This window comes from Cyanobacteria bacterium QS_8_64_29 (assembly GCA_003022125.1).
In the GTDB taxonomy this organism is placed as follows: domain Bacteria; phylum Cyanobacteriota; class Cyanobacteriia; order Cyanobacteriales; family Rubidibacteraceae; genus QS-8-64-29.
This window is the reverse complement of record PXQH01000065.1, coordinates 26,387-38,244: the sequence shown is the minus strand read 5'-3', so window position 1 is coordinate 38,244 and position 11,858 is coordinate 26,387. Positions and strand designations below refer to the sequence as shown.

The following is an 11,858-nucleotide window of genomic DNA, read 5'->3' as shown; positions in this document are numbered from 1 at the left end:
GTCACTGAGGCGTTGCTGCAGCCGTTGCATCAGCTGCGACCAGACGCCGGCTTGGTGCCACTCTTGCAGCCGACGCCAGCAGCTCATGCCTGAGCCGCAGCCCATTTCCTGGGGCAGCATTTCCCAGGGGATGCGAGCACGAAGATGATGCCCGTGAGCGCGGCTCGGTCGGAGATCCGGGGGCGACCGCCCCGATGCTTGGGCGGTTCGGGCGGCAGCAGCGGTTCAATCTCGGCCCAGAGTTCGTCAGGCACGAGCGGCTTAGCCATGGCACAGATTAGCCATGGCACAGATCGGAGCTCTCTACCCCTATCTATACCAGTTTTGTTAGGCGCTCTTAGCATGCTCAACAACGCCCAGCGCAAGCAGCTGGAGCAGCACTGGGAGCTCGATTGCTCCTACGGGGTCAAGGGGTTGGCCCGCTTTCGGGTCAACGTTTACAAGGAGCGCGGCTGCCACGCGGCAACGCTGCGGGCGCTATCGTCTAAAATTCCCAGCTTCGAGCAGTTGGGGCTGCCCGAGGTTGTCTGGGAGATGGCTAGCAAGCCGCGCGGTCTGGTGCTGGTGACCGGCCAGACCGGTTCGGGCAAAACCACCACCCTCGCGGCCATCCTAGATGCCATCAACCGCCACCGTGCCGAGCACATCCTGACGTTGGAAGACTCCATCGAGTACGTGTTCACCAACCGCCAAAGCCTGTTCCACCAGCGGCAGAAAGGCGAGGACACCCAAAGCTTTGGCAACGCCCTCCGGGCTGCGCTGCACGAGGATCCCGACATTATCCTGGTGGGCGAGCTGCGCGATTTGGAGACAATCTCGCTGGCGGTCTCGGCCGCCGAGACCGGGCACTTAGTCTTGGGCACGCTCCACACCAGCTCGGCGGCCGGCACGGTCGATCGCATGGTGGATGTCTTCCCTGCCGAGCAGCAGGCCCAAATCCGCGCCCAGCTCTCAGGCTCGCTCAACGCCGTCTTCAGCCAGTGCCTGCCGCGCAAGCAAAACCCGGGACCCAACGAATTCGGCCGCGCCTTGGCCCAAGAAATCATGGTGGTGACTCCCGAGATCGCCAACCTCATCCGCGAGGGCAAAACGGCCCAGATTTACTCCGCCATCCAAACTGAGCTCAAACTGGGCATGCAGACCATGGAGCAGTCGCTGGCCCGCCACGTCAACAGCGGCGCCATCTCGCTGGAGGAGGCGCAAACCAACAGCAGCAAGCCGGACGAGCTGCTGCGCCTGACGGGCGAGGGCAGCGCGGCGCAACCGGCCTCAGCCCGGCGCTGAGCTATCGCGGCCAGCCGGGAGCGCCTTGAGCCATGCCCACCTTTGAAGTCCGCGTTCGCGATCACGCCGGCAACATCCGCACCGAGACCGTCAGGGCGGATTCTGCCGAGCGAGCGCGCCAATCGCTGCAAAACCAGTACCCCACCATCGGGCGCGCCCGCCGCACGGGCGGCGGGGCGAGTTGGGACCTGAGCCAGCTGCAAGAGCGCCTGGCCACCGTTGGGGTCAAAGACAAGGCAGTCTTTTCGCGCCAGTTCGCCGCCATGGTGAATGCGGGGGTGGGCATCGTGCGATGCCTGAGCGTGCTGGCCGAAGAAACCAGCAACCCCAAGCTCAAAAAAGCGCTGATCGCCATTAGTGCCGACGTGCAGCAGGGCACTAGCCTCTCGGAGGCCATGCGCAAGCACCCGGCGTGCTTCGATCGCCTCTACATCAGCATGGTCGAGGCCGGCGAGGTGGGCGGCGTCCTGGATGAGGTGCTGGATCGGCTGGCGCGGTTGCTGGAGGAAGTGGCGCGGCTGCAAGGCCAAATCAAATCGGCCATGGCCTACCCGGTCACAGTGGGGGTATTTGCCGTCCTGGTGTTCTTCGGCATGACGATCTTTTTAATTCCCATGTTCGCCGAGATCTTCCAGGGTTTGGGCGTGGAGCTGCCCATGCTAACCCAGCTCATGCTCGCCATTAGCGTCACGCTGCGCAGCTGGGTGATCGTCTTTCCGCTGGGGGCGGCCATCGCCACGGTGGTGGCGTTCCGGCAGTACTACCAAACCCCCAACGGGCGCGTGCAAATCGATCGCCTCATGCTCAAGCTGCCGCTGTTGGGCGAGCTCAACGTCAAAAATGCGGTCGCGCGCTTTTCGCGCGTTTTCGGCACGCTCACCCGCTCGGGGGTGCCCATCCTGACGGCGCTGGACATTGTGGGCGAGACCTCGGGCAACCAGGTTATTGCCAACGCCACGGCCCGCTCCAAGCAGGAGATCCAGCAGGGGGTATGGTCAACCGGGCGCTGCAGCGCGAGAACATCTTTCCCCGACTGGCCATTCAAATGATCGCCATTGGGGAAGAAACCGGCGAGCTGGACGCCATGATGATGAAAGTCGCCGATTTCTACGAAAGCGAGGTCGAGCAGTCTGTCAAAGCGCTCACCAGCGTCATCGATCCCATCATGATGGTGCTGGTTGCCGGCATGGTGGGCGTCATCTTGCTGTCGATGTATCTGCCCATGTTCCAGATCTTTGACGAGCTGGGCTAGAGGGGTCGAACTAACAGCTCGAGTGCCACGCGTGCTGCCAGGGGATGCCGCCCACCTCCAGCCCGCAGCAAGCGCTCTGGGCCTGCAGCAGTACTCGGCCGCTGCGCGATCGCAGCACCAGTTCCAGCTCGCCCAGCAGCGTGTCCCGGCAGCAGGGTTGCAGGCCGGCCTCGGTGGGGGCGCGCAGGACGCGGCCGGCGCGCTCGGTGGTTCCAGTGAGCTCAATCTCGTAATGCTGCGATCGCGCCTGCATCTGCCAGCGGCCCCAGGGGGCAATTTGCCAGCTCAACTGCGCGTTCCAGGGCACAAACTCGTAGAAGGTGCCGCCGTAGTGGAGGCCAATGAGGGCCGCTTCCTCGGTCCAGCTCAGGACCTGGCGGTTGCCGCCGGCAGCAGTCAGGCTCAAATCCGAGCTGCGCTCAATGCAGTTGCAGTGAAACCAAAACCACTGCTCGGGGAAAGCACGCCCCCAGTTCTTCTCGCTGTAAGTAGGGGCATCGCAAAACTCATAGCGCTGGCCCTGCCACTCGATCCAGCCCGTTGCCAGCCCGCGCGCCATCAGGATCTGCCAGCCGGGCTCGAAGATGGGCAAAAAGGATAGCAGCCCGGCCGTGGCTTGCTGCGGGCGGTTGGGGTGACCCCAGCCGTAGACGGGGCGGATGGTGTAGAACCAGCGGCAGTGGCGATCGCGTCCCGGATCGGCAAGCGTCCCCTGATGGGCGGTGGCGGTGGCCTGATAGCCTTCGGCAACGTGGCGCTCGAAATCTGCCGGCGCCAGCTCGCGGGCGGGCAGGGCCAAATCGCTCCGGCCCCAGTGCCCCAAAGCCAAGCGGGCACGCGCGGCCCAAAAGCTTCGGGGGCTGGGGAAGGGGCGGCAGAGATAGGCATCCTCGGGGCCCAGTACTTGCGCCGCGCCGCCGCTGTGGGGCCGGCCGCCACCCGGATCGTCAATGGAATACATCCAGGCAAAGCTCTGCCCCGGCTGGGGCAAGGTGACGCGGTAGTACCAGCCCTCAAAAAAGCGCCGGGCGCTACCGTCCCAGTGAAAGCCGCTGTGCGGGGTTTGCAGCGGAACGCTCATGGCGCGGCTCACAAGCTGCCGCCCTCAGTTTGCCATTGGGCTGGGGCTTGTCGGGCGGACCGGCAGCCGCGAGCATGGACCCAGCCGGCGCGAGGTCCCGCCATGACAATTCTCCCTGCCAATGAACTGGCCCAGTTTACCGGCGAGCTAGCCGACACTGCTGGACCCATTTTGCAGCGCTACTTTCGCAACCTAGCCGCTGCAAGCGAGAAAGCCGACCGCACGCCCGTAACCCAAGCGGACCGGCAAGTGGAGGCCGCGCTGCGCGCCGCGATCGCCGCGCGCTACCCGCACCACGGCATTGTGGGGGAGGAGTACGGCCGCCACGCGCCCGAGGCCGAATTCGTCTGGGTGCTCGATCCCATCGACGGCACGCGTGCTTTTATCGCCGGCCAGCCGCTGTTCGGCACGCTGATTGCGCTGCTGCACCGCGGCCAACCCGTTGTGGGCGCCATCGACCAGCCCATCCTGCAAGAGCGCTGGTTGGGCATTGCCGGCCGGGGCAGCTTTTTCAACGGTCGCACCATTGGCGTGCGGGCCGAGCGCCCCCTGGCCCAAACGGTGGGCTTTAGCAGCCTCCCCGAGCTGCTGAGCGAGCGCGAACAGGCTAGGTTGGCCCAGCTGCGATCGCGCGCTGGCTTGGTGCGCTATGAAGGCGATTGCTACGCTTACGGCCTGCTAGCCCTGGGGCAAATCGACTGGGTCATCGAGCGGGATCTGGCCCCTTACGATTTCTGCGCGCTGGTGCCGGTGGTGCAGGAGGCAGGCGGCTACATTGCTGACTGGCAGGGCAACCCGCTAACGCTGGCAGCGGGCGATACGACAGTTGCTGCCAGCAGCCGCCAGCTCGCCGCTCAGGTGGCAGGGACGCTCGCGCCGATACAATAGAAATAGAAGAATACCCCCGATCCGAGCGCTCAAGCGGCTCGGTCGGTCACCTAAGCTAGCTCGAGGCAATACCCACCATGGCCCAATCGTTCGACCCGCAAAAAATCCAAGACGTCAAAAGCGGCAAAGCCGATCCCACCTACATCCATCAAGTTGCACAGGAGGCACTGGCCTGGGCCCGCGAGGTCTCGCAGGAGCAAGGCCAAACCTCGGCCGAGAGCGCCTATGCCTGGGACACGGTGGAGGAGCTCCTGGCCGCAATCGCAGACCGGCGGGCGGCGCAAGGCCAGCAAACGGTGCTAGAAGAATATTGCGAGCGGAATCCGTCCGCTGACCAGTGCCGCATGTACGACGTTTGAGGCAGTGCCGCACAACTGGCAGGGGAAGGAATGACGCCCAACGAATTGTTCCTACTGGTGTTGCTGCTGAGCCCCGGTTTGCTCCTGTCGGCTATTGTCATGGCCAGCTTTGCCGAAGGCGGCTAGCCGGCAAGCTAAATGCAAGCCACCCCCGCCGCTCGGGCGGGGGCATGCCTAGGCTAGAGCTGCGGGGGCTGCTCGCCCGCCTCCAGGTCGCCCGAGTCGCTCAGCTGCGACTCCAGCTCCATGCGCTGCTCCATCTGGCGCAGGAAGTAACCGGTCATCATGGCGGAGGCGAGCAGCGTCGACAGGTTGTCCTGATCGGTACTGACCTGAACGCTGAAGTTCTCTGAGGGCAGGGTTCCCATCAGCCCCTGAACGTTTTGCGAGACGATTTGCTTGACCTCGGGGCTGGCCGATTTCGCCACCTCGGCGAGCAAGTCCGGGTTTTGCTGCTGCAGGTATTGCAGGAGTTGGTTGCTCTGCTCGCCTTCTGTCTCCTGGTTGCCGAAATCGGTGTTGAAGAAGTTGGGGTCAAATACCATGCGAACTGTCTTAACTGCGACCTGTTCTACCCCCTACCCTAATATGCATTACCCTTTACTCCCACGCTGGCACTCAGCCGGCACGGGTTAAAACCTGCGAGTCGGGGTCGATTTCAAAGTATTGGTGGAACCGCTCGGTCACGCTCAGCCAGTAGGAACGCCCCTCGGCCTGGCGCTGCTTGCGCACAAAGCCTGCATTCACTAGCTCCTGCACCTGCTGGTAGGCGCCGCTACCGCGCAGCTCGATGAGCTCGGATTGCAGCACGGGCGATTTGAGCGCGATCGCGGCGAGGGTGCGCAACGTTCCCACCCCCAGCTCGGCCGGGATGAGCGCCCGGACCAGATCCTGAAACGCCTCGCGCAGTTGCAAGCTGTACCCAGAGGGGGTCTCCACCACCTCCAGGGCACTGTCGCGGTGGGCGTAGTCATCCATCAGCGCTAGTAGGGCCGCTTCAGCAGCCTCGCGATCGCAACCGGCCTGGGCGGCCAGCTCGGCTAGGGACAAGGGCCGCCCTTTGAGGTACAAAATGGCTTCTAGGGTCGTGGCCAAGCGGCGGGATTGCCCGTTTGCCATCAGCAGCTAGTCCTGTTCCCACGCTCGCCCATCCGTTGCCTCGGGCAGCTCGCTCAGGCGGCACCATCCGGGCTGCCAAAGCTGACGATCTTGCAGTTGCCGCGCCGCAACCCAAAATCGGGTCTGGGCGTCGCAAGTTGCAACCAGCTCGACAAAGACCCGCTTCCCGAGGTTTTGACAGTTGATGGCGTGGAAGTGCCGCCATCCCCACCTGGGCTGGCGGGCCGTCCACTTAGAGCCCACCAGGTGCGGCCATTTGCGTTGCGACTTGCGCTTGGCCATACGCGCCTTGCTTGACGGCATCCCTCAAGTGCGGGCTCGGGCGGTGAGGGCCCCGCCTAGGAACCCAAATAGGTGGCTTTGCCAGGATACTCCAGGCTGGAGCGGCAGAACGCCCAGCAGCGCGCTGCCGTAGAGCGCTGCAACGCCCAACGAGAGCACAATCGAGAGGGCATTGCGCTGGAAGTAGCCGCGCAGCAGCAAAAATCCCAAATAGCCAAAGATGAGCGTGCTAGCCCCCAAATGGACGGTCTGGGGCGCGCCCAGCAGCAACGTTCCGGCGCCACCCACCAGCGCAGCGGCAGCGCTGACCAACCAAAAGTCGCTGGTTCGCGGCAGCATGACCAGCCACCCCAACACTGCAAGCGGTACTGTGTTAGCTGCCAGGTGGGCCAAGCTCCCATGCAAAAAAGGCGCTAGGACGATGCCGCGCAGGCCCAGCCAGCTGCGCGGCACGATGCCGAAGCGATCCAGCCAACCTTGCAGCAGGAGCTGATCGGCAAGTTCCAGGCACCACATGGCAGCAAGCACGCTGCCCAGGATGCTCATTTGCGCAGCCAGGGTGCGACCCAGCGCGTTGGGGCGGCGATCGGGCATGGCCAAGAAGCGGGACGCCGCCCCTCAAGCTAGCAACTGGTAGGGCAGTGCGCCCTGCCAATGCAGCTACCTCGAGGGAACATGCTCTCCCAACCGAGGCACCTCGCGGCGGCAGTTAGCACACCACCAAAAGATGCGGTTGTCGCGGATGTGCCGCAGTAGTTGCGGGCTACTGCAGTAGGGACAAGCGGATTTTGGCATGGTTATCGCCTCCTGTGATTGAGGCCCGAGCACCGGCAGGCGTTGGGGCGCATGCGTTCCGGCTGCTAGTAGCGCAGGATGGCCGCGACTGTCCCATTGGGAACGGCGTCGTAGTCGGTAATGAAGGCGTTGCCGCCGTTGAGCAGCGTGTGGAGCAGGGCAAGGTTGCTCAGATCGGCGTCGTCCGCCTGGGAGTCATCGTGCAGCGATACCCCCCGATTGCTGGGATCGAGTTGGCCCCAAAGCGGGTAGCCGCTGGCGGCGAACAGGGTGTCGATGCGCCCATCGTGGGCGGCTCGAACGATGGCTTGGATGTCGTTGGCCGTCTGCTCGGGGTGGTGGGCCGCAATTTCTCGGTAGCGCTCGGCAGCGACCTCGCGCGCTTGTGCCAGATGCGGGGCCACAATCGACCAGGCACGCTCGTGCAACTCCGTGGGATGCGCCCGATCAGCGTTGCCCGAGATGCTCTCGTCCATGATGTTGGCGTAGCTGGTGGCCTCGCGGAAAATGGCGACAGTGGAGTCGACCCCTGCTAGTACGAGCGGCGCCCTGTCGCTTTCAAAGAAATCGTTCAGGCCGCTGTCGAGGCGATCGCAAAAACGCCGGATTTCGTCTTTTTTATCCCGCCAGCTTTCGCCGTGACCGTGGTAAAACTGCCCTTGCTGGCCCGGCTGCTTGGCAGACCCCGTACTGCTGTGCTCAACTTGCCGCTCGGGGACTTCATATTGGAGCAGATCGACCAAGCTTTGCGGCACTTCACTAACGTTGCTGAGGTCAATCTCGTTGACCCGCTCGCGGGTTGCCTCCAGCAAGCGCACTTGTTTCTGGCTGAGGGCGAGAATGTAGAGGCGCGTATCGTCAGTCAGCAGCGGCAGGATGGGCTTGAGGTGGAACGCATTGGAGACAATGACGGACTCTCGTAGCGGGAGCGGAACCCGGTAGTAGCGCAAGAAGCCCTCGGCCACGAAAACCACCAGGCCGTTTTGCTGGTGGCGCCAAAACTCGCTTCGGTCGAGCTCGGCTGCCGGCTGTAGGTATTGCTCTGCCTCTTGCGCCGAAAAGCCCGTTTCGACTAGCCGTTCCCGGGCCTGTTTGAGCAAGTTCTTAAAGCGAATGGGATCCTGTCGGATATCGGGGCCTGCCGGATGCGCGGGCATGTAAATGGAAACGCAGGGATGCTGCCGCGGATGGGCGAGGCTCTCGAGTTCTTGCCGTGATAGTAGTGCCATTGCTTATCTCCTAGTGGCGTAGTTACCAGCCAAGCAAGACCCTTGTTGGGCCCGCGGGACGCTGGCTGGAGCCGGATGCATAATTCACGACTGCTGGACGTTGACTTGGACAGCGTTTTTATCGCTCTCGGCTTTGGGCAGCGTCAGGTGAAGGATGCCGTTGTTGTAGTTGGCCTCGACTCGATCGCTTTGAATTTGGGCGTCGATGGGAATGACACGCTCGAACCGCCCGTAGTACAGCTCGCTGCGCTTGGCGCCGCCGTCGCCATTTTGAGATTCGCTCTTGCGCTCGCCGCTAATGGCAACAGCGCGATCGCTAACTTTGACATCCAAGTCGTTGGGATTGATGCCGGGCACCTCTAGCTTGAGGTGGATGGCACCATCTGTTTCTTCCAGCTCGGCAGATGGCGCTAGGAGGCTGCCGCCCTCGTTAACGTTGCGAGTAACATTCTCAAACATGCGATTGAGTTGCCGTTGCAGGGAAGAAATTTCGCGGACGGGATCCCACCAGCCTTGCCGGGACTGTAGGTTGGCGAGATTGCGAGTGGGAACGATGGCCATGGCGCAACACCTCCTGCTTCCCAACAACAACAGCAGATTGGGTTTGATTATCGATCCGGCAATCGCCTTCAGGTTTTACTTTTAGTCTAGAAAACTGGGCCGCCTGGTTAGGAGAAGGAGAACCGAACTCTTAGGTTCGGATGGCTGCAACCAATTCTGGCGATTGCAAGGATCGTTGCTACCAACTACTGAGCGATGCCGCTTGGCAATTTCGCTGGCCACAAACGGGTCAATGCAAGCGCCGCTCACACGGCTTTGAGATCGCCCACGAGTTCGTCTTGGAGCAAGCGCTCGGTCTGGGGGAGCTTGCCGGTGCGCAACCAGTCAGCCAACTCGGGGGGCGCTTTCAGGCGCTCGAGCTGGCGCGCCAGCGAATGGGACTCCAGCACTTCCTCCTGCAGCAGCATTTGCGCCGTCTGGGAGAGCAGCTCGCGGTTCTGCTGCAAGATTTTGAGCGCCATGTGGTGGGCGCCATCAACGATCGCTTTGACTTCGCGATCAATGGCCTCGGTCACTTGGGGCCCAACCGCGCGGCGCGGGCTCGCACCGGGCAGGAATTGCTGCTGCGGTTTTTCAAACGAAATCGGCCCCAGTTCGTCGCTCATGCCGTAGAGCGTGACGCAACGCTCGGCCAGGTCTGTGGCTTTTTGGATGTCATCGGTCGCCCCGGTGGAGACCTTGCCCAAGATCAGCTCCTCGGCCGAGCGCCCGGCCAGCATGATGGCAATGCGGCCGCGCAGCTCGTCCTCGGCCATGAGGAAGCGATCCTCTTCTGGCATTTGCAGCGTGTACCCCAAAGCCCCCATGCCGCGGGGGACAATGGAGATCTTTTCCACTTGGCCGGCCCCGGGCATGAGCGAGCCCACCATGGCATGGCCGACTTCGTGATAGGCCACGGTGTTTTTTTCTTGCTCGTTGAGCACGCGGGATTTTTTCTCCAGCCCGGCGACCACACGCTCGATCGCCTCGCTAAAGTCCGCCATGGTGACGGCGTTGCGGTTTTGGCGCGCTGCCAGCAGGGCGGCTTCGTTGACCAGATTGGCCAGATCGGCGCCCACAAAGCCCGAAGTGCGGCTGGAAAGGGTATCGATATCGACATCGTCGGCCAGGCGGACGTTGGGTAGGTGCACGTTCAAAATGGCCTTGCGCCCCTGTTTGTCGGGCCGATCCACCAGGACGCGGCGATCGAAGCGGCCGGGCCGCTGCAGGGCCGGATCCAGCACCTCGGGCCGGTTCGTGGCTGCCAGGACGATGACGCCGCTGTTGGGATCGAAGCCATCCATTTCGTTCAAGAGCTGGTTGAGCGTTTGCTCCTGCTCGTCGTTGCCTCCGCTGCCGGTCATGGTGCCGTTGCCGCCGCGCGATTTGCCCAGCGTGTCCAGCTCGTCGATAAAGACAATGCAGGGGGCCTGCTGCTTGGCCTGCTCGAACAGATCGCGCACGCGCGAGGCGCCCACGCCCACAAACATCTCGATGAACTCGGAGCCCGAGATGCTAAAGAAAGGGACATCGGCCTCACCGGCAACTGCTCTGGCCAACAGCGTTTTGCCGGTTCCGGGCGGCCCTGTCAGCAGCACCCCTTTGGGGATCTTGGCGCCCACGCGGCGGTACTTGTCCGCATGCTGGAGAAAGTCCACGACCTCTTGCAGTTCTTCGACGGCCTCATCAACGCCGGCGACATCGCCAAAGCGCACGCCGGTTTTGCCCTGCGAGTAGACGCGAGCTTTGCTTTTGCCCGCCGCTAGGGCGGCCGGGCCGCTACCCGAGGCTTGCGAGCGGTTGACCAAAACGTAGAGCAACCCCAAAAACAGCAACGGTGGCAGCAGCCAGCTCAGCACGCCCAGCAGCCAGCTGTAGCTTCCGCCCTGCGGGGCCCCCGAGAATTCGACATCGTGTTGCTCCAGCAGCTCGGGCAAGTTGTCGTCCATGGGCACCGTCCGCGTTACGCGGGCCTGCGGGGCGCGCTCGCCCTCGATGGCGCTGGGGTTGAGCTCGTAGCGGATGCGATCGGGGCCGATGGTGGCGCTAGCCACTTGCCCGGATTTGACCTGCTGCAGGAACTGGCTGTAGGGTGCTTGCTTGGCTTGCCGCCATGGCTCCTCCAGCAGGGTTAGGGTCAGTAGCAAAATGCTGACGAGCAGCAGCAGCCAGCCCCCGTTCTTTTTGAACGACTGGTTGAAGGACTGGCTGGATTGGGACCCGCCGTGGCGCCGATCGACTGCCATGATTTCTCCTCCTGCACGACCGTCCGAGCAGCTTCAGTCGTGCGGTAGCTGCCTGAGCTCCTTACCCTCAGTCTGCCAACTCTGGGGCCGTCCCGGACGGCGGCGCTAGCGGCGATGGGGATCTGGCTCGAAGCGTGGCAGTACGCGCTGGCGCACGCCGATCGCGTGCTGGCTGCCCTGGTGCAGCACCTGCGCCTGGTCGCGGTTCCGCTCGCAATTGGCCTGGCGATCGGGTTGCCGCTGGGCCTGGCGAGCGCGCGATCGCGCCTAGCAGCTGCGGTTTTGGTCAATGGAGCTTACAGCTTGCGCTTGCTGCCCAGCCTGGCCGTGCTGTTTTTGGCCATGCCCTATCTGGGGCTGACGTTTCGGGCTGCGGCCGTTGCCCTAACGCTGCTGGTCGTACCGCCGATTGTGGCCAGCACGGACGCGGCCTTTCGCAACCTCAGCGCCGAGGTCCGGGAAGCGGCAGCCGGCATGGGCCTATCGCCCTGCCAGCGGTTCTGGCGCATCGAGCTGCCGCTGGCGCTGCCCATGGTGCTGGCCGGGGTTAAAACCGCCACCATCGAAGCGATCGCCTCGGCCACACTAGCCGCCTTCATTGGCGTGGGGGGCCTGGGATCGTTTGTGATGCTGGGATTCTCGCTCTACGACGAAGCCATTTTGCTGGTGGGGGCCGTTCCCATCGCCGCATTGGCCTTGCTCGCCGAAGGAGTGCTGAGCGCCCTGCAGCGCTGGTGCCAGCCGCCTTAACCCGCTTGCAAGCGCGAGCGCACTGCTCGATAA

General features: G+C 63.4%; 12 protein-coding genes and 2 pseudogenes. 5 read left to right on the top strand and 9 right to left on the bottom strand.

Annotation, left to right across the window (positions count from 1 at the left end):
- A pseudogene (locus tag BRC58_10880) lies at positions 1-269 on the bottom strand (IS5/IS1182 family transposase).
- On the opposite strand from BRC58_10880, the gene BRC58_10875 reads away from it, so the two are divergent.
- Positions 268-1,284: a twitching motility protein PilT gene (locus tag BRC58_10875; protein ID PSP15921.1), complete on the top strand. Its 1,017-nt coding sequence runs from the start codon at positions 268-270 to the stop codon at positions 1,282-1,284. The pseudogene BRC58_10880 and the gene BRC58_10875 sit on opposite strands and share 2 nt — an antisense overlap.
- Before the next feature lie 32 nt (positions 1,285-1,316).
- Positions 1,317-2,536 (top strand): annotated as a pseudogene (locus tag BRC58_10870) (pilus assembly protein PilC).
- 10 nt (positions 2,537-2,546) lie between these two features.
- On the opposite strand, the gene BRC58_10865 reads toward BRC58_10870, so the two are convergent.
- A complete protein-coding gene (locus tag BRC58_10865; protein ID PSP15920.1) occupies positions 2,547-3,617 on the bottom strand; it encodes a tocopherol cyclase in 1,071 nt (356 codons plus the stop codon).
- 102 nt (positions 3,618-3,719) lie between these two features.
- Here BRC58_10865 and BRC58_10860 point away from each other — a divergent pair, with 102 nt between their 5' ends.
- Both BRC58_10860 and BRC58_10855 read left to right on the top strand, forming a co-directional pair.
- Entirely contained in the window at positions 3,720-4,505 is a 786-nt protein-coding gene (locus BRC58_10860) for a histidinol phosphate phosphatase (GenBank protein PSP15919.1), read from the top strand.
- A gap of 77 nt (positions 4,506-4,582) precedes the next feature.
- Complete coding sequence (locus BRC58_10855; GenBank protein PSP15918.1) at positions 4,583-4,864, top strand: hypothetical protein; 282 nt, start codon at positions 4,583-4,585, stop codon at positions 4,862-4,864.
- Positions 4,865-5,043: 179 nt separating this feature from the next.
- Here BRC58_10855 and BRC58_10850 read toward each other — a convergent pair whose 3' ends face one another.
- The 7 genes from BRC58_10850 to BRC58_10820 form a co-directional block, all read right to left on the bottom strand.
- Positions 5,044-5,409 (bottom strand): hypothetical protein, encoded by a 366-nt coding sequence (locus BRC58_10850; GenBank protein PSP15917.1) that lies wholly within the window; start codon positions 5,407-5,409, stop codon positions 5,044-5,046.
- Positions 5,410-5,482: 73 nt separating this feature from the next.
- The gene (gene scpB / locus BRC58_10845) at positions 5,483-5,983 is read right to left on the bottom strand and encodes an SMC-Scp complex subunit ScpB (protein ID PSP15916.1); all 501 of its coding nucleotides are present in this window, start codon (positions 5,981-5,983) and stop codon (positions 5,483-5,485) included.
- Positions 5,984-5,989: 6 nt separating this feature from the next.
- The gene (locus BRC58_10840; GenBank protein PSP15915.1) at positions 5,990-6,265 is read right to left on the bottom strand and encodes a TIGR02450 family Trp-rich protein; all 276 of its coding nucleotides are present in this window, start codon (positions 6,263-6,265) and stop codon (positions 5,990-5,992) included.
- A 24-nt stretch (positions 6,266-6,289) separates the two neighbouring features.
- Entirely contained in the window at positions 6,290-6,859 is a 570-nt protein-coding gene (locus tag BRC58_10835) for a rhomboid family intramembrane serine protease (GenBank protein ID PSP15914.1), read from the bottom strand.
- 266 nt (positions 6,860-7,125) lie between these two features.
- Positions 7,126-8,217: a hypothetical protein gene (locus BRC58_10830; GenBank protein PSP15913.1), complete on the bottom strand. Its 1,092-nt coding sequence runs from the start codon at positions 8,215-8,217 to the stop codon at positions 7,126-7,128.
- Positions 8,218-8,373: 156 nt separating this feature from the next.
- Positions 8,374-8,850 carry a molecular chaperone gene (locus BRC58_10825; protein PSP15912.1) on the bottom strand — a complete coding sequence of 159 codons (477 nt, stop codon included), beginning with the start codon at positions 8,848-8,850 and terminating at the stop codon, positions 8,374-8,376.
- Positions 8,851-9,095: 245 nt separating this feature from the next.
- On the bottom strand, positions 9,096-11,075 hold the full coding sequence (locus BRC58_10820; GenBank protein ID PSP15911.1) for a cell division protein FtsH: 1,980 nt from the start codon (positions 11,073-11,075) through the stop codon (positions 9,096-9,098).
- A 114-nt stretch (positions 11,076-11,189) separates the two neighbouring features.
- On the opposite strand from BRC58_10820, the gene BRC58_10815 reads away from it, so the two are divergent.
- Positions 11,190-11,825 carry a glycine/betaine ABC transporter gene (locus BRC58_10815; protein PSP15910.1) on the top strand — a complete coding sequence of 212 codons (636 nt, stop codon included), beginning with the start codon at positions 11,190-11,192 and terminating at the stop codon, positions 11,823-11,825.
- Positions 11,826-11,858 lie beyond the last annotated feature (33 nt).